Source organism: Pantoea folii, assembly GCF_056678875.1.
Genome location: NZ_JBWXON010000030.1, coordinates 16093 through 39315 on the forward strand (window position 1 = coordinate 16093; position 23223 = coordinate 39315).

The 23223-nt window shown below is 53.9% G+C and carries 25 protein-coding genes; 6 read left to right on the top strand and 19 right to left on the bottom strand.

Annotation, left to right across the window (positions count from 1 at the left end; all coding sequences use genetic code 11):
* Positions 1 to 196: 196 nt before the first annotated feature.
* Genes AC1MDE_RS24705 through sdhC form a run of 4 tightly spaced genes read right to left on the bottom strand, consistent with a single transcriptional unit; the run spans position 197 to position 3425 of the window.
* The gene (locus AC1MDE_RS24705; RefSeq protein WP_034829149.1) at positions 197 to 913 is read right to left on the bottom strand and encodes a succinate dehydrogenase iron-sulfur subunit; all 717 of its coding nucleotides are present in this window, start codon (positions 911 to 913) and stop codon (positions 197 to 199) included.
* 14 nt (positions 914 to 927) lie between these two features.
* Positions 928 to 2694, bottom strand: a complete 1767-nt coding sequence (gene sdhA, locus AC1MDE_RS24710) for a succinate dehydrogenase flavoprotein subunit (protein WP_034829148.1) — start codon at positions 2692 to 2694, stop codon at positions 928 to 930.
* Complete coding sequence (gene sdhD, locus AC1MDE_RS24715; protein WP_058962135.1) at positions 2695 to 3042, bottom strand: succinate dehydrogenase membrane anchor subunit; 348 nt, start codon at positions 3040 to 3042, stop codon at positions 2695 to 2697.
* The gene (gene sdhC, locus AC1MDE_RS24720; RefSeq protein ID WP_480345160.1) at positions 3036 to 3425 is read right to left on the bottom strand and encodes a succinate dehydrogenase cytochrome b556 subunit; all 390 of its coding nucleotides are present in this window, start codon (positions 3423 to 3425) and stop codon (positions 3036 to 3038) included. The genes sdhD and sdhC overlap by 7 nt, the downstream gene beginning before the upstream one ends.
* A gap of 632 nt (positions 3426 to 4057) precedes the next feature.
* Between sdhC and AC1MDE_RS24725 the strand changes: the two genes are divergently transcribed.
* Positions 4058 to 5341: a citrate synthase gene (locus tag AC1MDE_RS24725; RefSeq protein WP_034829145.1), complete on the top strand. Its 1284-nt coding sequence runs from the start codon at positions 4058 to 4060 to the stop codon at positions 5339 to 5341.
* 76 nt (positions 5342 to 5417) lie between these two features.
* Here the strand turns inward: AC1MDE_RS24725 and nei are convergent, their stop codons facing one another.
* From nei to AC1MDE_RS24780, 11 genes are all read right to left on the bottom strand, one after another.
* On the bottom strand, positions 5418 to 6206 hold the full coding sequence (gene nei / locus AC1MDE_RS24730) for an endonuclease VIII (protein ID WP_097117417.1): 789 nt from the start codon (positions 6204 to 6206) through the stop codon (positions 5418 to 5420).
* A gap of 11 nt (positions 6207 to 6217) precedes the next feature.
* Positions 6218 to 6865 carry a pyroglutamyl-peptidase I gene (gene pcp, locus AC1MDE_RS24735; RefSeq protein ID WP_058962137.1) on the bottom strand — a complete coding sequence of 216 codons (648 nt, stop codon included), beginning with the start codon at positions 6863 to 6865 and terminating at the stop codon, positions 6218 to 6220.
* Positions 6866 to 6872: 7 nt separating this feature from the next.
* On the bottom strand, positions 6873 to 7889 hold the full coding sequence (locus AC1MDE_RS24740; protein ID WP_058962138.1) for a DUF979 domain-containing protein: 1017 nt from the start codon (positions 7887 to 7889) through the stop codon (positions 6873 to 6875).
* Positions 7889 to 8617, bottom strand: coding sequence for a DUF969 domain-containing protein (locus AC1MDE_RS24745; protein ID WP_034829137.1), 729 nt, complete (start codon positions 8615 to 8617; stop codon positions 7889 to 7891). Before AC1MDE_RS24745 ends, AC1MDE_RS24740 begins: the two co-directional genes overlap by 1 nt.
* A 57-nt stretch (positions 8618 to 8674) precedes the next feature.
* The gene (gene pxpA / locus AC1MDE_RS24750) at positions 8675 to 9412 is read right to left on the bottom strand and encodes a 5-oxoprolinase subunit PxpA (RefSeq protein ID WP_058962139.1); all 738 of its coding nucleotides are present in this window, start codon (positions 9410 to 9412) and stop codon (positions 8675 to 8677) included.
* Positions 9402 to 10334, bottom strand: a complete 933-nt coding sequence (gene pxpC / locus AC1MDE_RS24755; RefSeq protein ID WP_480345161.1) for a 5-oxoprolinase subunit PxpC — start codon at positions 10332 to 10334, stop codon at positions 9402 to 9404. Before pxpC ends, pxpA begins: the two co-directional genes overlap by 11 nt.
* Positions 10328 to 10984: a 5-oxoprolinase subunit PxpB gene (gene pxpB / locus AC1MDE_RS24760; RefSeq protein WP_034829131.1), complete on the bottom strand. Its 657-nt coding sequence runs from the start codon at positions 10982 to 10984 to the stop codon at positions 10328 to 10330. The genes pxpC and pxpB overlap by 7 nt, the downstream gene beginning before the upstream one ends.
* A gap of 148 nt (positions 10985 to 11132) precedes the next feature.
* A complete protein-coding gene (locus AC1MDE_RS24765; RefSeq protein ID WP_058962141.1) occupies positions 11133 to 11876 on the bottom strand; it encodes a type 2 GTP cyclohydrolase I in 744 nt (247 codons plus the stop codon).
* A 22-nt stretch (positions 11877 to 11898) separates the two neighbouring features.
* On the bottom strand, positions 11899 to 13326 hold the full coding sequence (gene phrB, locus AC1MDE_RS24770) for a deoxyribodipyrimidine photo-lyase (RefSeq protein ID WP_058962142.1): 1428 nt from the start codon (positions 13324 to 13326) through the stop codon (positions 11899 to 11901).
* Between the two features lie 12 nt (positions 13327 to 13338).
* A complete protein-coding gene (locus tag AC1MDE_RS24775) occupies positions 13339 to 14295 on the bottom strand; it encodes a YbgA family protein (protein WP_034829125.1) in 957 nt (318 codons plus the stop codon).
* Positions 14296 to 14448: 153 nt separating this feature from the next.
* Positions 14449 to 14649: a YbfA family protein gene (locus AC1MDE_RS24780; protein WP_480345162.1), complete on the bottom strand. Its 201-nt coding sequence runs from the start codon at positions 14647 to 14649 to the stop codon at positions 14449 to 14451.
* Positions 14650 to 14894: 245 nt separating this feature from the next.
* Between AC1MDE_RS24780 and kdpE the strand changes: the two genes are divergently transcribed.
* A complete protein-coding gene (gene kdpE / locus AC1MDE_RS24785; protein ID WP_479401065.1) occupies positions 14895 to 15569 on the top strand; it encodes a two-component system response regulator KdpE in 675 nt (224 codons plus the stop codon).
* A 79-nt stretch (positions 15570 to 15648) separates the two neighbouring features.
* On the opposite strand, the gene pgm is transcribed toward kdpE, so the two are convergent.
* Together pgm and seqA are read right to left on the bottom strand one after the other, a co-directional pair.
* A complete protein-coding gene (gene pgm, locus AC1MDE_RS24790; protein ID WP_034829119.1) occupies positions 15649 to 17289 on the bottom strand; it encodes a phosphoglucomutase (alpha-D-glucose-1,6-bisphosphate-dependent) in 1641 nt (546 codons plus the stop codon).
* A 25-nt stretch (positions 17290 to 17314) separates the two neighbouring features.
* Positions 17315 to 17860, bottom strand: coding sequence for a replication initiation negative regulator SeqA (gene seqA / locus AC1MDE_RS24795; protein WP_058962146.1), 546 nt, complete (start codon positions 17858 to 17860; stop codon positions 17315 to 17317).
* A gap of 248 nt (positions 17861 to 18108) precedes the next feature.
* Here seqA and ybfF point away from each other — a divergent pair, with 248 nt between their 5' ends.
* The 4 genes from ybfF to fur all read left to right on the top strand — a co-directional run bounded on the left by ybfF (position 18109) and on the right by fur (position 20788).
* Entirely contained in the window at positions 18109 to 18873 is a 765-nt protein-coding gene (gene ybfF / locus AC1MDE_RS24800) for an esterase (protein ID WP_480345163.1), read from the top strand.
* 168 nt (positions 18874 to 19041) lie between these two features.
* Positions 19042 to 19317, top strand: a complete 276-nt coding sequence (gene ybfE / locus AC1MDE_RS24805; RefSeq protein ID WP_034829114.1) for a LexA regulated protein — start codon at positions 19042 to 19044, stop codon at positions 19315 to 19317.
* Positions 19318 to 19452: 135 nt separating this feature from the next.
* Positions 19453 to 19983: a flavodoxin FldA gene (gene fldA, locus AC1MDE_RS24810; RefSeq protein WP_058962148.1), complete on the top strand. Its 531-nt coding sequence runs from the start codon at positions 19453 to 19455 to the stop codon at positions 19981 to 19983.
* Positions 19984 to 20338: 355 nt separating this feature from the next.
* Positions 20339 to 20788 carry a ferric iron uptake transcriptional regulator gene (fur, locus tag AC1MDE_RS24815; protein ID WP_058962149.1) on the top strand — a complete coding sequence of 150 codons (450 nt, stop codon included), beginning with the start codon at positions 20339 to 20341 and terminating at the stop codon, positions 20786 to 20788.
* Positions 20789 to 20849: 61 nt separating this feature from the next.
* Here fur and AC1MDE_RS24820 read toward each other — a convergent pair whose 3' ends face one another.
* The gene (locus AC1MDE_RS24820) at positions 20850 to 21245 is read right to left on the bottom strand and encodes a hypothetical protein (protein WP_038648263.1); all 396 of its coding nucleotides are present in this window, start codon (positions 21243 to 21245) and stop codon (positions 20850 to 20852) included.
* 234 nt (positions 21246 to 21479) lie between these two features.
* Positions 21480 to 23147: a glutamine--tRNA ligase gene (gene glnS, locus AC1MDE_RS24825; protein ID WP_480345164.1), complete on the bottom strand. Its 1668-nt coding sequence runs from the start codon at positions 23145 to 23147 to the stop codon at positions 21480 to 21482.
* Positions 23148 to 23223: the final 76 nt, after the last annotated feature.

Below are 23223 nucleotides of genomic sequence, written 5' to 3' on the forward strand. Positions count from 1 at the left end.
GCATTAATCTGCTTTTTATGAGGTTTCATTTGTTGCCGCTTTCGCGGCTTGCCGTAGTGAGTTCAGCGATACGAACCTGTGCGCAACCGGCGCCTGGCCCGTAAGGGAACCTTTATAAGCGTGGTCAGTACCGCGCTTATAAAGGCTTCCGTAAACTGCCGGGAACCTTAAGTTCCCGGACAGTGACTTCAGTGTGTTACGCCCCGCGTTGCAGCAGCATCGACTTAATATGGCCGATAGCGCGCGTCGGGTTTAGTCCTTTCGGGCACACGCTCACACAGTTCATGATGCTGTGACAGCGGAATACACTGAAAGCATCGTTCAGATTGTCCAGACGCGCATCGGTTTCGGTATCGCGGCTGTCGATCAGGAAACGGTAAGCGGCTAACAAACCTGCCGGACCGATGAACTTGTCCGGGTTCCACCAGAACGATGGGCACGAGGTCGAGCAGCAAGCGCACAGAATACACTCGTACAATCCATCCAGGTGCTCACGGTCTGCCGGGGTCTGCAGATGCTCGCGTGCTGGCGGATTTTCCCCATTATTCAACAGGAAAGGCTTAATCTTCTCATACTGCGTATAGAATTGTCCCATATCAACGACGAGGTCGCGGATCACCGGCAAACCAGGCAGTGGACGGATAACAATTTTCTTCGTGCCATTACCCAGTGCGGAGACTGGCGTGATGCAGGCCAGACCGTTTTTACCGTTCATGTTGAGGCCGTCAGAACCGCAAACACCCTCACGGCATGAGCGACGGAAGGCCAGCGTTGGGTCCTTCTCTTTCAGACGAATCAACGCGTCCAGCAACATCATGTCACGACCGTCTTCTGACTCCAGCGTGTATTCCTGCATACGCGGCTTGTCATCGACTTCCGGGTTGTAACGATAGATAGAAAATTCGAGTCTCATGATGATCTCCGCAATTAGTAGGTACGCGCTTTCGGCGGGAAGGCCGCACGCAGTTTCGGTTGCATGTTCACCTCACGGCGCGTCATGCTTTCCGTTTGCGGAACATAGAGGCTGTGACACAGCCAGTTAGCATCATCACGTTCCGGGTAGTCGAAGCGGCTGTGTGCGCCACGGCTTTCGGTACGGAAGTTTGCGGCGACCGCCGTGGCGTACGCGGTTTCCATCAGGTTATCCAGCTCAAGGCACTCGATACGCTGGGTGTTGAAATCTGGCGAACGGTCATCAAGACGCGCTGACTTCAGACGTTCACGAATCACTTTCAGCTCTTCCAGACCTTCACGCATCGCATCACCTTCGCGGAAGACCGAGAAGTTGTTCTGCATGCAACGCTGCAACGCTTTACGGATTTCAACCGGATCTTCACCCGTGGTGTTGTTTTCCCAGCGGTTGAAGCGCGCCATGGCGGCATCAATGTTTTCCTGCGTGGCTTCGCGCAGTTCACCCTGCTCTTCCAGACACTCCAGCAGGTGCACACCCGCCGCGCGGCCAAATACCACCAGGTCGAGCAACGAGTTACCGCCGAGACGGTTAGCGCCGTGTACTGATACACAAGCAATTTCGCCCACCGCGAACAGGCCCGGAATCACTTCGTCTTCACCCTGCTCATTCACGCGCAGCGCCTGACCGGTCACTTTGGTCGGCACGCCGCCCATCATGTAGTGGCAGGTTGGAATAACCGGAATCGGCTCTTTAATCGGATCGACGTGCGCAAAGGTACGCGACAGCTCAAGGATACCCGGCAGACGCGATTCCAAAACTTCTGCGCCCAGATGATCGAGTTTCAGCTTGATGTGCGGGCCCCATGGACCGTCACAACCACGGCCTTCACGAATTTCCACCATCATGGAGCGTGCGACCACGTCACGACCTGCCAGGTCTTTGGCGTTTGGCGCATAACGCTCCATGAAGCGTTCGCCGTGTTTGTTCAGCAGGTATCCACCTTCACCACGGCAACCTTCAGTTACCAGCACACCCGCACCGGCGATACCGGTTGGGTGGAACTGCCACATTTCCATATCCTGCACCGGCACACCGGCACGCAGCGCCATACCTACGCCGTCACCGGTGTTGATGTGCGCGTTAGTGGTGGACTGGTAAATACGGCCTGCACCGCCCGTTGCCAGAATGGTCGCTTTCGCTTTGAAGTAAACGGTTTCACCGGTTTCCATGCAGATAGCGGTACAGCCGACAATCGCACCGTCTTCATTTTTCACCAGATCCAGCGCATACCATTCGGAGAAGATGGTGGTTTTGTTTTTCAGGTTCTGCTGATACAGGGTATGCAGCAGTGCGTGGCCAGTACGGTCGGCTGCCGCAGCGGTACGCGCCGCCTGCTCACCGCCGAAGTTCTTCGACTGACCACCAAACGGACGCTGATATACGCGGCCGTCATCAAGACGGGAGAAAGGCAGCCCCATGTGTTCCAGTTCCAGAATCGCTTCCGGACCGACGTGACACATATACTCGATCGCGTCCTGGTCACCGATATAGTCGGAGCCTTTGACGGTATCGTACATATGCCATTCCCAGTTATCTTCATGGGTGTTACCCAGCGCAACGGTAATACCGCCCTGCGCCGATACGGTATGAGAACGGGTTGGGAAAACTTTGGATAACAGGGCACAAGTCTGGCCCGATTGGGAGATTTGCAGAGCCGCGCGCATTCCCGCGCCACCCGCGCCGATCACCACGGCATCAAATTCTCTGACTGGCAAACTCATTTACACACCCCACACAACAACGATTCCATAAACGGCATACGACAACAGCGCGACCACAATCACAAACTGCAGCAGCAAGCGGGTTGCTACTGGTTTAACGTAGTCGGTCAGGACCTGCCACATACCAATCCAGCCGTGGACCAGAATCGAGAACAGCGTCAGTATCGTAAACACTTTCGTGAAGGCAGAGGCGAAGAAGCCGTGCCAGGCGTCATAGGTCAGGGTGCCGGTCATCACCACAAAACCAAGGAGGTAGATGATGTAGAGCGTCATTAAGATTGCAGCAGCACGCAGTAACAGCCAGTCATGAATACCGTTGCGTCCTAATGCAGAAGCATTGCTTACCATACGAGGACTCCAGCCAAAATTGAGAGCACGAAAGTGATACCAAAAGCCGCCTGCGCGGAACGGGTTCCCACCTGCAGGGTTTCTTCCATAAAGCCAAAATCAGCCAGCATGTGACGAATACCGCCCACGACGTGGTACGCCAGCGCAGTCAGGATGCCCCACATGATGAATTTGGCGAAGAAGCTGTCCATGATGGAAGCCGCTTGCTGGAAGCCTTCAGGAGAAGAGAGAGAGAGACCCAGTAACCAGAGCAGTATTCCGAGAGCGACAAAGGTGATCACGCCGGAGACGCGGTGGAGAATGGACGATATTGCAGTAACGGGAAACCGGATCGTCGAGAGATCCAAGTTAACAGGTCTTTGTTTTTTCACGGTTTTGCCCACACAGCTCTTTTTTATTTTGCTTCCTCCGGACCTGAGTCGCATCAGAGCACAGCGCGTGTTCAGACTGCAACCGCCACCAAAAAAGCAACATCCAGTGTTAAGTGAAGCGAAAAAAACGCTGGGTGGCTCCTGGTGTCAGGGTATTCCGGAGACCTGGCGGCAGTATAGGAGGATCACATTCTGATTACAATTCCCCTACAATCTCTTTGGTCACATTTAGGCTGAACAGTGATCCGACTCACGAATTTCACAATTCATACATTTTTAATTATCTGATTTGACAAAAGATCAACAATTCAGTTACAAACAAACGCATTAAAGCCCTATGATGCACAAAAGTTATGGGGATACACTTTCCCCTAAGCTCAAGTTATGTAACATTGCCTTTACGAGCAACACAAAGCATCAGGTTATTGGTTACCAAGAAGTTATGTCGTGACAGGATCTTTAACATCCGCGCTGTTCAGCATGTCATGCCCGAACGCCACCGACTGGCCCTAATACATCTACCTGTAACCCTGCACGACAAACGTTACCGCAGAGTGATACTGTGAAGATTGTGGTTTTACACAACATGAAGGCTATTCTGGTGTCTAAGATCCTTACCTACTAAGGCGCTATGGAGACGAAAAATGACAGATAAAAAAGTGACGCTAACCCTACAAGATAATGCTTCCGTTGAACTGGATGTGATGCAAGGTACGCTGGGACAAGACGTTGTTGATGTCCGCACACTTGGCAATCACGGCCTGTTCACTTTCGATCCCGGTTTCACCTCTACTGCGTCATGCGAATCTAAAATCACTTTTATTGATGGTGATGAAGGCATTCTGTTACACCGCGGCTTCCCGATTTCCGAACTTGCAACCCACTCCAACTACCTCGAAGTGTGTTACATCCTGCTGAATGGCGAAGCTCCGACCCAAGCCCAGTTTGAAGAATTCCGCACCACCGTTACCCGCCACACCATGATCCACGAGCAAATCACCCGACTGTTCCATGGCTTCCGCCGCGACTCGCATCCAATGGCGGTAATGTGTGGTGTCACTGGCGCCCTGGCGGCGTTCTATCACGACTCCTTAGACGTCAACATTGAACGTCACCGTGAAATCGCTGCCTTCCGCCTGCTGTCCAAAATGCCGACCATGGCAGCGATGTGCTACAAATATTCGATTGGCCAGCCGTTCGTTTACCCACGTAACGACCTGTCCTACGCAGGCAACTTCCTGCATATGATGTTCGCCACACCGTGTGAAGAGTACAAAGTGAACCCGGTGCTGGAACGCGCCATGGACCGTATTCTGATTCTGCATGCTGATCATGAGCAGAACGCCTCTACCTCAACCGTGCGTACCGCCGGTTCTTCTGGTGCAAACCCATTTGCCTGTATCGCTGCGGGTATCGCTTCACTGTGGGGACCGGCACACGGTGGCGCCAACGAAGCTACCCTGCGTATGCTGGAAGAGATCAGCACCGTTGAGCACATTCCAGAATTCGTACGTCGCGCGAAAGACAAAAACGATTCGTTCCGTCTGATGGGCTTCGGTCACCGTGTTTACAAAAACTATGACCCTCGCGCCACCGTGATGCGTGAAACCTGTCACGAAGTGCTGAATGAGTTGGGTATGAAAGATGACCTGCTGGAAGTGGCGATGGAGCTGGAACATATCGCGCTGAACGACCCGTACTTCATCGAGCGTAAACTCTATCCAAACGTCGATTTCTACTCTGGCATTATTCTGAAAGCGATGGGTATTCCTTCTTCCATGTTTACCGTGATCTTCGCGATGGCGCGTACCGTGGGTTGGATTGCACACTGGAAAGAGATGCACGACGAAGGCATGAAGATTGCACGTCCACGTCAGCTGTACACCGGTTACACCGAGCGTCCATTTAACTCGGCGCTGAAAAAGTAATCCACAGCTGAATGAGTGTGAAAAAAGGCTGCCATTTCATTGAGATGGCAGCTTTTTTATTGTTCGAATTATGGCGTCAAAACTGACATCCCGGGCACCAGTAAAATGGCCGCGACGATAGCGTGCCCTTCTCAATCAGCGTGCCGCAGCGCCGACATCTCTTGCCCTGGCGATGAAACACCTCAAAGCGAAACGCCGCATCGGCATGGTATTTCTTCATACTGCCGCGCATCTGATACGACAAACGTGGCACCGCCAGCATCGCCTCACTTAATGCATTGAGCTGTGCCTCAGTGAGATCCTGCGCCCGATGCGACGCCAGCAATCCGGCATGCCATAAAATCTCCACACGCAAATAGTTACCCAATCCCGCCAGAAAGGCCTGATCGAGTAACAATCCGCTGAACTGACGGCGACGAAAACGCGGCGATAGCAGCCGCTCACGCACCTCTGCCACCGTTAAAGTGGCATCGAGCACATCGGGCCCCACGCGCTGCAGAAAGGGATGTGCGCCGACGGTATCTGCATTGAGCAGTTCGATATCCGAAGCGCTGTAGAGCAGGATGGTCTGTTCGGCGTTTGCCAACCGCACGCGCAACTGCCGCGAAGTGTTGGGTTCAGTGCCGGTCGGCACCACTCGCCACACACCGTACAATTGATTATGGCTATAGAGAATTAAGCCATTCGAAAAATGCGTCAGCAGTGCTTTGCCACGTGTTTCAAAAGCCGTAATGGTTTCACCCATTAGTGCTGGTTCGTAGGTTTTCAATTCAGGAAAGGCAAACCACACATCAGTGAGTGGCCTGCCTTCCATCGCCGCTGCCAGTTGATCCGCCGCACGGCGGATCTCCGGTCCTTCAGGCATAACTTCTCCTGTTAATGCGTCGATCCACCGACCACGCGGATGTCATTTTCAGTGCTCAGCATCACCTGCAACGAGGTTTCCAGCGCCAGGATCACGCTGGCCGTCGCCATACTGGCGACGCCGGGATGGTTCACCGCCTGTTCAGGCATATAGGGGATATGAATAAAGCCCCCGCGTGCCGGACTGTTGGTGGTCTTCAGCCAGTGCAACAGGCTGTACATCACGTGATTACAGGTAAATGTGCCGGCCGTTTGCGATACCGAGGCCGGCACACCCACTTCACGCAGTGCTGCAACCATCGCTTTAATCGGTAAGGTGGAAAAATAGGCGGCAGGTCCATCCATCACGATGGGCTGGTCGATCGGCTGCTGCTGATCGTTGTCGGGAATACGCGCATCATCCACGTTGATCGCCACACGTTCGACGGTGATATCAACACGCCCACCGGCCTGGCCCACGCATAATACTCGGTCAGGTTGAATCTCATCCAGCGCTTGCGTTAGCACCTTTCCGCAGGTGGCAAACACCACGGGTAGCTGGCGTACCACAATTCGGGCTCCGGCAATCTCTTTACCGTCAAAACTGCGCACCGCTTCCCATGAAGGGTTAATGGTTTCGCCACCGAACGGCTCAAACGCCGTCATCAATACCGTTTTCATTGCGACCTCACAAGAACATCAGGAAGTAGAGCAGGAATACGTTTACCACCAACAGTAGCACACCGGTTGGCACCTGAGCCTTGATCACCCCGTTTCGATCCGGCAACTCCAGTAACCGCGCGGGTACGATGTTGAAGTTCGCCGCCATCGGCGTCATCAGGGTGCCGCAATAGCCAGAGAACATGCCAATTGCCGCCATGACCGCCGGATTGCCGCCGTGTTGCAGCACCAGAATAGGAATCCCAATGCCAGCCGTCACTATCGGGAAAGCGGCAAACGCATTGCCCATCACCATGGTTAACAGGGCCATGCCAATCGCATACACCGCAACCGCAATCAGGCGATTGTCCACTGCCAGATACTGTTCAGTCAGATGTGAAATCGCAGTGCCGACGCCCGCGCTGGTGAATAACAGACCAAGCGTGGCAAGAATTTGCGGCAGAATAAATGCCCAACCCACCGCATCCAGCAGGCGGCGAGTTTCCTGCATCGACTGCAGCGGTTTTTCATGGGTGATTTGCAGCGCGATGACCCAGCCCAGCACGCAGCCGACCATCATCGAGAACAGGGTCACCAGCGTTGAATGATTACCCGGGCCAAACACAGCATCTTGCAAACCCGGGATGTTGTTAAACGCCAGCACACCAATCACGGTGACCACCGGAATCGCCAGCGCGGGTAAAAACAGCTTATTACGCAGACGCTGTGCACTTTCGCGCTTCTGCTGATCGCTGCGCTGATGATAGCTGCCGAGGCGCACGCCGCCGAAACCGGCAATTAACGCCATCAACACCACCGCAATGCCGACGCCAATGTGCAGCATGCGTTTACCCGCAGCGGCATCGCCTGCCCACTGCCCCATCAGTTGATAAGCACCATCACCAATCAGGAACATCAGGCCATACAGCGCCCAGAATAAACCGGTGGTAAAGCGTCTTGGGTTAGCCGCATCGCGCCAGGAGAGAACGGCGACCACCAGCAGGATTACACCTGCCAGCCACATCAGATATTGTTGCTGAAACATTATTTCCCGCCTTTGGCGTGCAACGCCTGCTGATTAATGGCACCCAATTCACGCGCCAGCTGGCGGTCAAGGCGCACCAGTCGCGCCGAATGGATCAGGAAGGCACAGAGTGCGGTGGGAATACCCCACAAGGCGATATGCAGCGGCTCGGTGCTAATGCCTGCCGACTCCTGCATAAAGTTGTGCATGAAGATAATCGCGCCGAATGCGACAAAGATATCTTCACCAAAGAACAGCCCGACGTTATCGGTGGCTGCCGACATGGCGCGCAAGCGATGGCGCACTTCATCGGGTACTTCGCCATAGCGGTTTTCAGTGGCGCCTTCTGCCATCGGTGCCAGCAGTGGGCGCACCATCTGCGGATGACCTCCGAGGCTGGTTAAACCGAGTGCCGCGGTGATTTCACGCACGAACAGATAGACAATCAGCAAACGGCCCGCCGTTGCGGTTTTGATCTGCGCGATCCAGCTTTGTGCGCGCTCCTTCAAACCGTGGCGCTCCAGCAAACCGATCACGGCCAGCGGCAGCAGCAAAATCAGCGGCAGGTTGCGGGTGTTCAGGAAGCCGGAACCAAGTTTCTCCAGAATATCGGCCAGCGGCAGATGCGCGGCCAGGCCGGTAACAAAACCGGCAACAATCACCACCAGCACCGGGTTAAAGCGCAACACGAATCCCAGAACGATGGCGGCAATGCCGAGTAACGGCCAGAGATTGACCACGTTATCCATGTTTTTCCCCTCATCAGAAATAAAAAGCCCGATACAGATCGGGCGAGTTGTTATTTGTTATGCGCTGGTCACAGTAATTTGATGGGTAGCAAAAGCCGCACGCAACGTGCGCGCAAATTGCAGCGCATGTGCGCCATCACCATGTAAGCAGACGGTCTCGGCATTCACTTTCACCCACTCCCCGCTGATACTCTGCACCTGACGCTGCTGCACCATGGTGAGCGTTTGCGCCAGCGCCTGCTCGGCTTCTTCAATCATCGCGCCTGGCTGGCTGCGCGGCACCAGTGCGCCGGTTGCCAGATAGCCACGGTCGGCGAATACCTCTTCCCGCGTGCGCAAGCCATGATGCGCAGCCGCCTTGATGGAAGCACTGCCCGCCAGACCGACCAGAATCAATGCGGGATCCACCGCTTTCACCGCGCGGGCAATCGCATCGGCGAGCGTGGCATCCGCCGCGGCCTGGTTGTACAGCATACCGTGCGGCTTCACATGCACTAAACGCTCACCTTCACTTTCGGCGATGCTCTTTAATGCACCGATCTGATAGATCATCTGCGCATACACCGTTTCCGGCGGCAGCTGCATCGCGGTGCGACCAAAGTTCTCGCGATCCGGAAAGCTCGGGTGGGCGCCGATCGCCACACCTGAGGCTTTGGCCCAGCGCACCGATTGCAGCATGGTTTGCGCATCACCGGCGTGGAATCCACAGGCGATATTGGCCGAACTCACCAGCGTTAGCAGCTCCTGATCGCTGGCGCTGCCTTCGCCCAGGTCAGCATTAAGATCAATCTTCATGTGCAAGCCCCCAGGCTATTTGGTCGAAGGAGCGTTGCTGATGTTGTTTCGCCAGCAGCGCTTCTTCTAGTGTGCAATGGATAAAGTGAATCGGCTCACCGAGGCGAATCTGCGCCAGTTGATACAGGTCAGCTTCGATAACACAGGCGATACGCGGATAACCGCCCGTAGTTTGCGCATCGGCCATCAGCACAATCGGTTGGCCATTAGGCGGCACCTGCACTACACCGGGCACTAACCCATGTGACAACAAATCACGCGTGGCTTTACGCTGCAGTTGACGCCCCTGCATGCGGTAACCCATACGATTGCTCTGCGGGCTGAGCTTCCACGGGCTGCGCCAGAAACCTTCCTGGGCTTCGCGGGTGAACTCGTTGTACTCCGGGCCCGGCAAGGCGCGAATACGGTTGCCCCACAACAACTGACGTACGCCCGCTTTGCCTTTGAAGGTGCGGGAGGGTTTGCCCAACGGCAACTGATCGCCATCCTGCAACTTACGACCCTGGAAACCACCAAAACCAGCTTTGAGATCGGTACAGTGCGAACCGAGCATCTCATCGATGGCGAAACCACCATTCACTGCCAGATAACTGCGCATACCGCGCACCGGCATCGCCAGTGATAAGACCTGGCCTTTTTTCACCGGTAAGCGCCAGCCAGTCCACACCGGTTTGCCATCCAGATCGGCATTACAACCTGCTCCGGTCAGCGCAAACCAGCCGTCACGTTTAAATTCCGCTTTAAACTGGCCAAGCACCATCTCTAATACCGCGCTCTCTTCCGGGTTGCCCACCAGCATATTGGCGGTACGCATTGAGGGTTGATCCAGCGCTCCGCTAACGCTAATACCATATTGCCGCCAGCCGGTACGACCCTGATCCTGAATCGAGGTCATCAATCCGGCACGTAGAATGTTTAACATACGCCCTCCTGTTGCGGCACAAAGCGCACGCTGTCACCGGGGCGCAGCAGTGTCGGCGGGTGTTGTAAGGGGTCAAACAGGCTGACGGGCGTATGGCCAATTAGCTGCCAACCGCCAGGTGCGGCCAATGGGTAGATACCCGTCTGACTGCCACCGATGCCGACTGATCCACTGGGAACGATAACTCGCGGTTCAGCACGGCGCGGCGTGTGCAAACGCTCATCCAATCCGCCCATATAGGGAAAACCCGGCTGGAAGCCGATAAAATAGACCACGTAATCAACACTGCTGTGCAGCTCGACGACCTGCTTTGGCGTCATGCTGGCGCCATCTGCCACCACCTGCAGATCAGGCCCACCCGAGCCACCGTACACCACCGGAATCTCTACCCGACGCGATTCAGGGATCTGTTCTTCACTCTCTTCCCACCAGCGCTGTAAACGCTCGATGGCATCCAGTGCATTCAATTGCGGATCGCGCAGTAGCAGCGTCAGGTTATTCATCCCCGGAATCACTTCCTGAACCTGTTCATTGTGCTGCAGGCGCTGGCACAGTCCCCAGATGCGCTGCTGGCTGGCGAGTGAAACGGGGGGTTCCAGCTCCAGTACCACTGCTCGCTCACCCAGTAGATAACAACGTGCTCGTTGCAAAACCCACCTCCCGGTCATGATTAGCGCGGACAAAAAATGTCCACAAATCGCTTTGCTTATAATGAAAGTCAATAAGTTATGCGAAAGTGACAGAGATGTGTCAACAGATTTGCGTCCTTAACGTGGATTAAGGACGCAGAGAGAGAGATCAGGCAGGATTGTCGATATCAATAAAGGTTACGTCGAGGCCATAGCTCTGCGCCAGCCATTCGCCCAGCGCCTTGATACCGGCGCGCTCGGTGGCATGATGTCCGGCGGCGAAAAAGTGCAGACCTTGTTCACGTGCGCTGTGAATGGTTTGCTCAGAAACTTCGCCCGTGATAAATGCATCTACACCAAAAGCAGCCGCGCTATCGATAAAGCCCTGTCCGCCGCCACTACACCAGGCGATACGTTTTATCAGTGCCGGGGCATTATCACCACAGTGCAACGGTTTACGACCTAAACGTTCGGCGATTTTCGCCGCCAGCGCTTCACCGCTCAACGGTTCAGTCAATTCGCCCCACGGCACCAGCGGCTGAATTTCCCCTTTCACGTCAATATCAAATAACTTTGCCAGCTGCGCATTGTTGCCGAGCTGCGGATGGGCATCGAGCGGCAGGTGCCAGCCATACAGGTTGATATCATTGAGCAGCAACGTGCGCAGGCGTTGGCGTTTCATTCCTTTAATCAGCGGCGATTCGCTTTTCCAGAAATATCCGTGATGGACCAGAACAGCGTCAGCATTGCGCTTGACCGCTTCATCCAGCAGCGCCTGACAGGCGGTCACGCCCGTGATGACAGTTTTCACTTCCGCGCGACCCTCTACCTGCAAACCATTGGGTGCATAGTCACTGAAGGCGCTGGTGTTCAGCTGCTGATTAACAATATGTTCTAACTCAACATGATTCATTTAGTACGGCTCCCTGATCGCCTCAGGCCGCGCTGCGCGCGCGCTCAAAGGCGTCTAGTGTCTTTTTACGTGCGTCCTTATGTTCCACGATTGGCGCAGGATAATCGAGTTTCTTATTGTTTTTCTTCGCCCACACCTGCGGCTGATGAATGTCACTCTCCGGCACATCTTTCAATTCCGGTAGCCACTGACGGATAAATTCGCCTTTCTCGTCAAAGCGTTCCCCCTGAGTCGTAGGATTGAATATGCGAAAGTACGGTGCCGCGTCGGTGCCCGTTGAGGCCGCCCACTGCCAGCCACCGTTGTTGGCCGCCAGATCGCCATCGATCAGTTGCTGCATGAAGTAGCGCTCACCGTCATGCCAGTCGATCAGCAGGTCTTTTACCAGAAAGCTGGCAACAATCATGCGCAGGCGATTGTGCATCCAGCCCAGTGTGTTGAGTTGGCGCATTGCCGCATCGACGATGGGATAACCGGTTTTGCCCTGCTGCCAGGCGGTGAGATGCGCCTCGTTTTTCTGCCACTGTACGTTATGCGTCCACTCCACAAACGGCTGGTGCTTGCACAACGCTGGAAAGGCCACCATCAGATGACGGTAAAACTCGCGCCAGATCAGTTCATTAAGCCAGGTAAAGGCTTTACCCTCGTTCAGTGCATCTGGGTGTTCTTTCAGAATACGATGCAAACATTGGCGCGGAGACAGCACCCCAATCGCCAGATAAGGCGATAAGCGGCTGGTGCCATCTAGTGCCGGTAAATCGCGCACCTCAGGATAGTGCTGCACCGATTGTTTGCCGAAATGGCGCAATTGCTTCAGCGCTGCCTCTTCCCCAGCGGGAAACAGCGATGCATCGAAATCTTCCTGCGGATAATCAAAAGCAGGGATTTTCTTACCCGCACTGATCGGCGCATCACGGCGCGCTTTCGGTGCATGATGACACTCCGGTAACCCCTGATGCAGTCGACGGACAAAGGCGCGGCTGAACGGTGTGAAGACTTTAAACATGGTGTGATTGCCGGTCTGCACGCTGCCAGGCGGCAATAACAGGCTGTCATCAAAGCCCTGACAAATTACGCCCTGGGCATCGAGACGCTTTTCGGCGGTCGCATCACGTTCGCGCTCATTAATTTCATACTGATAGTTGTAATACAACTCATCCACCTGATGCTGGTCGCAAAACGCACTCAGGTAATCCACAGAAGCAGCAAAGTCATCGCACTGATGGTAATGCAACGGAATACCGCGCTCGGCCAGTGAATCTTGCAACGCACACAGATTCTGATGAATAAAAGCCGCCTGCCTCGGTGCCATATGGTGTTGCTGCCACTGTTTGGGCGTGGCAATAAACAGCGCCAGCACCCTGGCATGGCTGTCGCGGCAGGCAGCAGCCAGCGCAGTGTTGTCATTGATGCGCAGATCGTTACGCAACCAGACTAAGTGGGTGGTCATAATGCTCCGGGATTATTGTCCGTAGCGCAGACGCAGCGCTTCCGGGTAAGGATCAAAGTAACGTTGCTGCGCCAGCCACGGATGCGGATATTCCGCCATATAGTGTTTCAGCATGGTGATGGGAACCAACAGTGGCTGGACGCCAGTGCGATAACGATCGATTAGCTGTGCCAGTTCCTGACGCTGCGGTGACGACAACTGCGGGCGGAAGTAGCCCTGCACATGCATCAGCACATTGGTATGATTACGACGCGAAGCTTGATGTGACATCAAATGCATCAGGCGAATCCGGTATTCATAGGCGTAATCATCCAGCGAATCCCACTGCTCCATCGCGGCCACAAAGCGTCCCATCTCGCGATACTCATCCTGCGCATGCGACAGCAGCAGCAACTTGTATCGACTATGGAAGGCGATCAGCTTGTGGCGGGTTAAACCGCTGCGCCACATTTCATTGAACTCATGCAGCGCATACACGCGGCCCATAAAGTTTTCGCGGATAGCATCATCATGTAAACGGCCATCTTCCTCTAAAGGCAGCCATGGCATCTCTTTTTGCAGAAAGGCAGTGAATACGCCGGTGCCCGCTTTGCGATTGTCATTGGTATCGGGCTGATAGACGCGCACGCGCTCAAGACCGCAGCTGGGTGATTTTGCGCAGAGAATATAGCCGCAAAGGTGATGCAGGGATTTCACGCGATCGGCCGACCAGCGCTCCATCTCATCGGTCACCTCTTGCCCGCCATCTTTACTGAAACAAAGATGGATTTGATCATCCGACTCTTTGACCAGACGCAGTGCGGGACGCGGCGTGGGCAAGCCAATTGCCATTTCCGGACACACCGGTTCAAAGCGGATAAAGGGAGTCAGTTCTTCAGTTGCAAAAGCGAAACGCTTGTGGCCACCGTCAAAACGGACCTTATCCCCGAGCAGGCAAGCGCTGATACCGACAGGAATTTTTTCGCTCATACTTGTACAACCTCCAAATTCTTGTAGAGGTTTAAGTGTAGCTGAAACGGCGAGGGATAACAGCGGGTAACCGGGGAATACAGACAAAGTTTAGAATAAAAAAACCCGGCGCTTGATTGAAGCTGCCGGGTTCTTAGAGAGTCGAGAGAGCACTTACCAGTGGATGCTGCCTATCGCTTCTGTCTGCGCCAGCCAGACTGGCTTGGTGCTGGTCTTACACCAGACGCGGTGCAGATAGCTATAGAAACGGGCACGATCCTGGCGGAACAGCATGACGGGCAAGGCAAGTATGCCGACCAATACCGTCAGAAAACGGCGCAACACGATTTTATAGAGTGGATATGCCTGATACATGATTGCCTCCTGGGGTAATTTTTGCATTGAAATGTGATCTGCCTCAGATATTACGCCTGGTTGTGTAATTTTACTACTCATCCGACCACTAATTTCGGTCTTTTTTTGTGCTTTTCGACTTTCGCTGAAAGTAAGTTACATAATTGTAAAAATATGGATATTGCACCGTTACAAACATCATGACGGACGCGGTGACCAATTCTTGATAAAGTGCCGTGTTAACTTTACCTGTGGCAGGAGTCAGCGTGACGACCATCTTGATTGTTGAAGATGAAAAAGAGATTCGCCGTTTCGTGCGCCTGGCGCTGGAAAGCGAAGGTCTGAAAATTGTGGAAGCGGAGCAATTACAGCGCGGGCTGATTGAAGCAGCGACACGAAAGCCGGATTTAGTGATCCTCGATCTTGGGCTGCCGGATGGCGACGGCAACGACTTTATCCGTGAAGTGCGCCAGTGGAGCAGCATGCCGGTGATTGTGCTGTCTGCGCGCAGTGATGAGCAGGACAAAATCGATGCACTGGATGCCGGTGCCGATGATTATCTGACCAAGCCGTTTGGTATTGGCGAATTGCTGGCCCGCGTGCGTGTGGCGTTACGTCGCCATCAAAGCAGCCAGCCTGAGCCGATCGTGAAATTTGGGGAGGTGAGTGTCGATCTGGCTGCGCGCCGCGTGCTGCGTAACGAACAGGAAATTCACCTGACGCCCACCGAGTTTCGCCTGCTGAGTTTGTTGCTGAACAATGCCGGAAAAGTGCTGACGCAGCGTCAGTTGCTGAATCAGGTGTGGGGGCCGAATGCGGTGGAGCATAGTCATTATCTGCGCATTTATATGGGACACCTGCGCCAGAAGCTGGAAAGCAATCCCACCCAACCCAACCATCTGCTGACCGAAACCGGTATCGGCTATCGGTTTATGCCATAAAAAAACGACCCATGTTGTCACATGGGTCGTTCCATAGAAAACGCGTGAAAAGGCGCACATAGCGCGCCTCGACGTTTAATTACGCGTTTTTCAGCACTTCGCTGACAATCTCTACGGCTTCTTTCTCGATCTGCTGGCGATGCTCAGCGCCAAGGAAGCTTTCACAGTAGATTTTGTAAGCGTCTTCCGTGCCTGACGGACGCGCAGCAAACCAACCGTTTTCAGTCATCACTTTCAGACCACCGATTGACGCGCCGTTGCCCGGTGCTGCGGTCAGACGTGCAGTAATCGGATCGCCCGCCAGCGTGTCAGCACTCACCATTTCCGGTGACAGCTTAGACAGTGCCGCTTTTTGCGCTGAGGTCGCCGGCGCCTGCAGACGGTTATAGCTTGGCGCGCCGAAGCGTGCTGCCAGTTCGTCATAGTGCTGCTGCGGGTTCTTGCCGGTCACCGCAGTGATTTCGGCTGCCAGCAGGCACAGGATGATACCGTCTTTATCGGTTGACCAGGCGGAACCATCGAAGCGCAGGAAGGAAGCTCCCGCGCTCTCTTCGCCGCCGAAACCGAAACTGCCATCAAACAGACCATCAACAAACCATTTGAAGCCGACTGGCACTTCAACCAGCTTGCGACCGATGTCGTTGACCACGCGGTCAATCATTGCGCTGGAGACCAGGGTTTTACCCACAGCCACATCTTTGCCCCACTGCGGGCGATGCTGGAACAGGTAGTTGATCGCTACCGCCAGATAATGGTTCGGGTTCATCAGGCCAGCAGGCGTGACGATGCCGTGACGGTCGTAATCCGGGTCGTTACCAAACGCCAGATCGAACTTATCTTTGTACGCCAGCAGACCGGCCATCGCGCACTCAGACGAACAGTCCATACGCACCACGCCATCTTTGTCCAGATGCATGAAGCGGAAAGTCTGATCGACTGCATCATTAACGATGGTCAGATCCAGCTTGTAATGTTCAGCGATACGCTGCCAGTACGCGATACCGGAACCACCCAGCGGATCAACGCCGATTTTCAGGCCCGCTTTCTGGATTGCCGGGAAGTCAATGACCTCAGCCAGACCTTCCACATAAGGCTGAATCAGATCCTGCTCAACGATATGGCCGCTTGCCCAAGCCTGATCCAGTGGCAGACGCTTCACGTCTTTCAGCTCACCTTTGATCAGCTGATTAGCTCGATCTTCCACCACTTTGGTGACGTTGGTATCAGCCGGGCCACCGTTTGGTGGGTTGTACTTGATGCCACCGTCTTCTGGCGGGTTGTGTGAAGGCGTGATGACGATACCGTCCGCCTGCGCGCCACCGCGTTTGTTGTGTTCCAGAATGGCGTTGGAGATCGCCGGCGTTGGCGTGTAGCCATTGTCCTGCTGCACGATCACATCTACACCGTTCGCCGCCAGCACTTCCAGCACCGACAGAATGGCCGGCTCAGACAGTGCGTGAGTATCTTTACCCACGTAGCACGGACCGGTGATGCCATTCTTTTTGCGCTCTTCCGCGATGGCTTGCGCAATCGCCAGAATGTGCACTTCATTGAAGCTTTGGCGTCCCGCGCTGCCGCGGTGGCCAGAAGTGCCAAATTTCACCGCATGGTCCGGGTTCGCCGCATCTGGCTTCAGGACGTAATACTGCGAGGTTAATTGTGCAACGTTAATCAAATCGCTCTGCTGGGCAGGCTGCCCGGCACGGGGGTGATTGGCCATTGGCGCTTCTCCCTGACGCTTCAGTTTAAATGGTGCCGCGAACTTTCTCTGTCAGTTCCTGTGGGAACTGCATCGCCAGCATGATGTGTTCCACCATGCTGCATTTGCGGCCTGTATTGGTATTGGTGATCACCCAGTACGGTGTGCCAGGAACGTGCTTCGGCTTAGTATGGGTGCCATTTTGCAGCAGCGTATGCTCGTCACCCGCAAAATAGACGCGAGTGCGGCCCTGCAGCGAGGCAGTGGCTTCAGCAAAGGCAGCTGGATCAAGACGATAGAGCGTTGACAGTACCAGCATAAAGCGATTAACCGCCTTATTCTGCTCAGCATACTCATCAGAGAGCAGCAGTTCACGCACGGCGCGTACGCGATCCTGAGGACGCGCTTCGCTGCGCACTGGCTGCGCTTCCTTGACCGAAGCCGAAGCCGCAGCGACAGGTGCAGTCGGTGCGGTCTGGCCCGCGGTAAACTTCAGCATGCGGCGCAAAATATCCGAGGCGCTTTCACCAATGTGCTGCGTGTGGCTGGCAATATAACGGTAGAGTTCTTCGTCAACTTCAATCGTTTTCATCTTATTCCGTACAATTCTGGCAAATGACAGAACCACGCTTTATTGCAACGGCCTTAGCAAAATCGAGCTGTGCAAAACGTGAGCGGGCTCTAACATAAGGATTATAAAGTTAAATCCGTGGCAGCCGATAGCGCTGGCGTCGTTTCAGGGCAAAAGTCGGAATATGCCCTAATGCCTGGCCGGCTGGCTCCTGGACAGGTGAATCCATGATACCCTAAGCCAAGGTCACAACCGTAAGAACTTTAGCCATGATTTTGAACGCCTGTCTGCAAACTGAACAATCTCCCCCTGAAGCGTCCCCGATTCTGTTAATTCATGGCCTGTTTGGCAGCATGGATAACCTTGGCGTGCTGGCACGCGGCGTACGGGATGCTCGCCCCACGCTACAAGTGGACGTACGCAACCATGGTTTATCTGAGCGCAGTGAGGTGATGAATTATCACGCCATGGCGCAAGATATCGTTGAGACGCTGGATGCACACCAGATTGAACGCGCTGGCGTGATAGGTCACTCGATGGGCGGTAAGATCGCCATGGCATTGAGCGCAGTGGCCCCCGAACGTATTGAGAAGATGGTGCTGATCGATATCGCGCCCGTGGATTACCAAACCCGCCGCCACGATGAAATCTTTGCCGGTATTCGCGCCGTCACCGCCGCGGGTGTAACGCGTCGTAGCGAAGCGGCCGAGGTGATGCGTCAACATGTCACTGAAGAGGGGGTAATTCAGTTTATCCTCAAGTCCTTTGTCGAGGGCGAGTGGCGCTTTAACGTGCCGGTGCTGTGGGACAACTACACCACGATTTCTGGCTGGGAAGAAGTTCCCGCCTGGCCACATCCCGCATTGTTTATCCGCGGTGGCGATTCTCCTTACCTCGACAATCAGCACCGCGATGCACTGCTACGCCAGTTCCCGCAGGCACACGCACACGTGATTAGCGGGGCCGGTCATTGGGTACATGCTGAAAAACCTGATGCGGTTTTGCGCGCAGTTCGTCGCTTTTTTAACCTGTAAAAGCAAAAGCTTGCCGTATGCGGTTTAGGGTTGGCGTCGCGGATGGTGCTGGAGTATGATGTCGCGCTAAAAATTTGCCGCGGATGATTTTTTCGCCGTGGTCGGGCCGATAATGTATAAATCGCGCAGCGCCTTTCCGCCGTTCGCGCCCACTCAGTTTCACAAATCATGGCAAAAGAACAGACAGACCGTACCACGCTTGATCTTTTTGCAGACGAGCGGCGTCCTGGTCGACCCAAAACCAGCCTGCTGACACGTGACGAACAGTTGCGTATCAACAAACGTAACCAGCTCAAGCGCGATAAAGTGCGAGGGCTGCGTCGTGTTGAGCTGAAAATGTCCAGCGAAGCGGTTGACGCCCTGAACACGCTGGCCGAGCAACAAAACATCAGCCGCAGCGAGTTGATTGAACAAATGCTGCTGGCGCAACTCAAACTGTCTTAGCGCGCTGACCGCACGCAGGAACACAAAGTTCAGGCTTTACTCGTTCCGCCCTTTTCAACGGTCTGCTATCATTCGCTAACATGTGCAGTCAATTGACTTACTTTCACAATCAGGCTTTAAGAGGTTACTTAACCCATGGCAATCGTAGGCATTTTCTTCGGCAGCGATACCGGCAACACTGAAAACATTGCAAAAATGATCCAGAAACAACTGGGTAAAGATGTCGCCGAAGTGCATGACATTGCTAAGAGCACCAAAGAAGATCTCGCAGCGTTCGACATCCTGCTGCTGGGCATTCCTACCTGGTATTACGGCGAAGCACAGTGTGACTGGGATGACTTCTTCCCTTCGCTGGAAGAGATCGACTTTAATGGCAAACTGGTGGCGCTGTTTGGTTGTGGCGACCAGGAAGACTACGCAGAATATTTCTGTGATGCGATGGGCACGATTCGCGACATCATTGAGCCAAATGGCGCGGTGATCGTGGGCCACTGGCCGACCGAGGGCTATCATTTTGAAGCCTCTAAAGGTCTGGCCGATGACAAACACTTCCTCGGCCTGGCAATTGACGAAGACCGTCAACCTGAGCTGACCAACGAACGTGTTGATGCCTGGGTGAAACAGATTTTTGATGAGCTGCAGTTAAAAGAGATCATCGAAGCCTGATGCCTCGCCTCCCCAATGTGAGCGCTGGCTCACATTGGGACAAAGGAATTTCCTATAAAAATAATAGCTACGGTTTTTTAACTTTTCCCCGCAAATCTGTAGAATACCCGCAATGGTCATCCGCTTATTCCTCTGATTGTTGACTGAGGCTGAGTGAAATGGAAACCCAAACCACACCGTTCCGCGCTGACGTAGGCGATGTTTATCCTTACGACTTTTGTTGATTTGCGCGATACCCCGGTTTTCATTTCACTGCTTGAGTTCTATAATGAGACGCAAATGAGAATACGTGTGACCTAAACATTCAAGGCCCCTGCGCCGTAAGTGACATGCAAAGTAACAGGACAATATCCGAATGACTGACAACAACTCCGCATTGAAGAAGGCTGGCCTGAAAGTCACTCTGCCAAGATTGAAAATTTTGGAAGTGCTTCAGGGACCGGGCCCCGAGTCCCATCACGTCAGTGCGGAAGATTTGTATAAGCGCCTGATCGATATGGGCGAAGAGATTGGCCTGGCAACGGTATATCGCGTTCTTAACCAGTTTGATGACGCGGGTATCGTCACCCGTCATAACTTCGAAGGCGGCAAATCCGTATTCGAACTGACTCAGCAGCATCACCATGACCACTTGATCTGCCTGGATTGTGGCAAAGTAATCGAATTCAGCGATGAATCAATCGAAACGCGTCAGCGTGAGATTGCCACTCGCCATGGCATTAAACTCAGTAACCACAGCCTGTACTTGTACGGCCACTGTGCACTGGGAGACTGCCGCGAAGACGAGACGCTCCACGATAAGTAATTGAGTGTGCTATGCAATATAAAAAAACCGGTGCTGGTCACCGGTTTTTTTATGCCTGTTATCAAGCGATAAAGGTCTCGTGGAGGTAGCGCCAGCGAGGAATGGTGGTGCTGCAATCCAGCACAGCCAAAGAGATGCGCGTTTGATGGGTGCCGTTCAACATCTGCAGTTCACGATACTGAATCGTCACTTCCTGGCTCTGTTGAGAAATGATGGCATGCTCACTGGTGGCAATGCGCAGCCCTTCCCGCTGACCGTGCAGTTTGCGAAACAGCACTTCGGTCTCATTCAGATCCAGCTGCTTACCCAGCGGCGTCACCATTTTGAAATCCGGGTGAAAGTGTGACAATAGCAGTTCCATGCTGTCATCACTGCCTTCTACCTGGTTAAAAACACGTTCAATAAGCTGATGTAATACCACCACACTATGCTTAGCTTCCAGGGCGAGACTTGTCATTTTATTTCCTTTGATAACCCGCAGAGCTTTGTTGAGAGCGCATAGCCTACCTGAAATACAATTTTTCACACTCGCAAATGGGTTAATTTTGCTAAAGTCAGAATTGTCGCAAAATAGACAACAAGCTCAGCTTGCCGCCTTCAGCATAATTAATTGCTCGTGGCGAATTACAGGCAATAAAAAAGGGCGATTGCTCGCCCTTTCATGATCATATTGTGCTATTGACGAAAGATATTACTCGCCAATCTTCGCGAAAGTATCGCGCAGTCCAACCGTGCGGTTAAACACCAATTTACCCGGCTGTGAGTAGACGCTATCGGCACAGAAATAACCTTCACGTTCAAACTGATAAGCTGCGGTAGTGGCCGCTTCACGCAAACCAGACTCCACGAAGCCCTGTTTGATCTCCAGCGAGTTCGGGTTAATGGTGGTGAGGAAATCCTCAGCCGCCGCGGGGTTTGGCACGCTGAACAGACGGTCGTAAAGACGGAACTCAGCTGGCAGTCCATGAATGGCGGAAACCCAGTGGATCACACCTTTCACTTTGCGACCATCCGCCGGATCCTTGCTCAGGGTGTCAACATCACAAGTGGCATAGATGCAGGTAATGTTACCCTCTTCGTCTTTCGCCACACGCTCAGCACGAATCACATAAGCATTGCGCAGACGCACTTCTTTGCCCAGAATCAAACGTTTGTACTGTTTGTTGGCTTCTTCACGGAAGTCAGCGCGATCAATCCACACTTCACGGCTGAACGACACTTCACGCGTGCCCATCTCCGGCTTGTTTGGATGATTAGGCATGGTCAGCGTTTCTTCGTGGCCGGCGGGCAGGTTTTCGATCACCACTTTCAACGGGTCAAGTACCGCCATCGCGCGTGGTGCGTTCTCATTGAGATCGTCACGAATACAGGATTCCAGCGACGCCATCTCAACGATATTGTCCTGTTTAGTCACGCCGATGCGGCGGCAGAATTCACGAATCGAGGCCGCGCTGTAACCACGACGGCGCAGACCTGAAACGGTCAGCATGCGGGGATCGTCCCAGCCTTCCACCACTTTCTCGGTGACCAACTGCGTCAGCTTGCGCTTCGACATCACCGCGTATTCCAGATTCAGCCGCGAGAATTCGTACTGGCGCGGATGCTGCGGAATGGTGATATTGTCCAGCACCCAATCGTAAAGGCGACGGTTGTCCTGGAACTCCAGCGTACACAATGAGTGGGTAATGCCTTCGATCGCATCCGAAATGCAGTGGGTGAAGTCGTACATCGGGTAGATGCACCACTTGCTGCCGGTCTGATGGTGATCGGCAAACTTAATGCGGTATAGCACCGGATCGCGCATCACAATGAAGCTCGATGCCATGTCGATTTTGGCACGCAGACAAGCTTTACCTTCCTCGAAACCGCCATCACGCATTTTCTGGAACAGCGCGAGGTTCTCTTCCACGCTGCGGTCGCGGTACGGGCTGTTTTTACCCGCCGCAGTCAAGGTGCCGCGATATTCACGGATCTCTTCCGCCGACAACTCATCAACGTAAGCCAGACCTTTATTGATCAGCTCAACGGCGTAGTTAAACAGTTGGTCGAAATAGTCTGAGGAGTAACGAATGTTGCCGCTCCACTCAAAGCCCAGCCATTGCACGTCACGCTTGATGGATTCAACGAACTCCAGGTCTTCTTTCACCGGGTTAGTATCGTCAAAACGCAGGTTGCACTGTCCTTGATAATCTTGGGCGATACCAAAGTTCAGGCAGATTGATTTCGCATGGCCAATATGCAGATAACCATTGGGCTCAGGCGGGAAACGGGTATGCACACTGCTGTGCTTACCGCTCGCCAAGTCTTCGTCGATGATCTGACGAATAAAGTTCGTTGGGCGGGCTTCAGCCTCACTCATCTCAAAATCCTCAAAACAATAGCGGGTGATTTGTACCACGAAGTAACGGAGTATGATCCACAAAGCGCAGGAGGGA

Excerpts from the sequence above, each read along its gene's own strand:
- pxpC (WP_480345161.1), bottom strand. The coding sequence starts at position 10,334 with ATGTTAAACATTCTACGTGCCGGATTGATGACCTCGATTCAGGATCAG.
- ybfF (WP_480345163.1), top strand. The coding sequence starts at position 18,109 with ATGATTTTGAACGCCTGTCTGCAAACTGAACAATCTCCCCCTGAAGCG.
- fldA (WP_058962148.1), top strand. The coding sequence starts at position 19,453 with ATGGCAATCGTAGGCATTTTCTTCGGCAGCGATACCGGCAACACTGAA.
- AC1MDE_RS24725 (WP_034829145.1), top strand. The coding sequence starts at position 4,058 with ATGACAGATAAAAAAGTGACGCTAACCCTACAAGATAATGCTTCCGTT.
- phrB (WP_058962142.1), bottom strand. The coding sequence starts at position 13,326 with ATGACCACCCACTTAGTCTGGTTGCGTAACGATCTGCGCATCAATGAC.
- AC1MDE_RS24705 (WP_034829149.1), bottom strand. The coding sequence starts at position 913 with ATGAGACTCGAATTTTCTATCTATCGTTACAACCCGGAAGTCGATGAC.
- fur (WP_058962149.1), top strand. The coding sequence starts at position 20,339 with ATGACTGACAACAACTCCGCATTGAAGAAGGCTGGCCTGAAAGTCACT.
- AC1MDE_RS24740 (WP_058962138.1), bottom strand. The coding sequence starts at position 7,889 with ATGTTTCAGCAACAATATCTGATGTGGCTGGCAGGTGTAATCCTGCTG.
- pcp (WP_058962137.1), bottom strand. The coding sequence starts at position 6,865 with ATGAAAACGGTATTGATGACGGCGTTTGAGCCGTTCGGTGGCGAAACC.
- sdhD (WP_058962135.1), bottom strand. The coding sequence starts at position 3,042 with ATGGTAAGCAATGCTTCTGCATTAGGACGCAACGGTATTCATGACTGG.
- sdhA (WP_034829148.1), bottom strand. The coding sequence starts at position 2,694 with ATGAGTTTGCCAGTCAGAGAATTTGATGCCGTGGTGATCGGCGCGGGT.
- AC1MDE_RS24820 (WP_038648263.1), bottom strand. The coding sequence starts at position 21,245 with ATGACAAGTCTCGCCCTGGAAGCTAAGCATAGTGTGGTGGTATTACAT.
- glnS (WP_480345164.1), bottom strand. The coding sequence starts at position 23,147 with ATGAGTGAGGCTGAAGCCCGCCCAACGAACTTTATTCGTCAGATCATC.
- ybfE (WP_034829114.1), top strand. The coding sequence starts at position 19,042 with ATGGCAAAAGAACAGACAGACCGTACCACGCTTGATCTTTTTGCAGAC.
- pxpA (WP_058962139.1), bottom strand. The coding sequence starts at position 9,412 with ATGAAGATTGATCTTAATGCTGACCTGGGCGAAGGCAGCGCCAGCGAT.
- seqA (WP_058962146.1), bottom strand. The coding sequence starts at position 17,860 with ATGAAAACGATTGAAGTTGACGAAGAACTCTACCGTTATATTGCCAGC.
- AC1MDE_RS24745 (WP_034829137.1), bottom strand. The coding sequence starts at position 8,617 with ATGGATAACGTGGTCAATCTCTGGCCGTTACTCGGCATTGCCGCCATC.
- pgm (WP_034829119.1), bottom strand. The coding sequence starts at position 17,289 with ATGGCCAATCACCCCCGTGCCGGGCAGCCTGCCCAGCAGAGCGATTTG.
- nei (WP_097117417.1), bottom strand. The coding sequence starts at position 6,206 with ATGCCTGAAGGACCGGAGATCCGCCGTGCGGCGGATCAACTGGCAGCG.
- AC1MDE_RS24765 (WP_058962141.1), bottom strand. The coding sequence starts at position 11,876 with ATGAATCATGTTGAGTTAGAACATATTGTTAATCAGCAGCTGAACACC.
- AC1MDE_RS24775 (WP_034829125.1), bottom strand. The coding sequence starts at position 14,295 with ATGAGCGAAAAAATTCCTGTCGGTATCAGCGCTTGCCTGCTCGGGGAT.
- AC1MDE_RS24780 (WP_480345162.1), bottom strand. The coding sequence starts at position 14,649 with ATGTATCAGGCATATCCACTCTATAAAATCGTGTTGCGCCGTTTTCTG.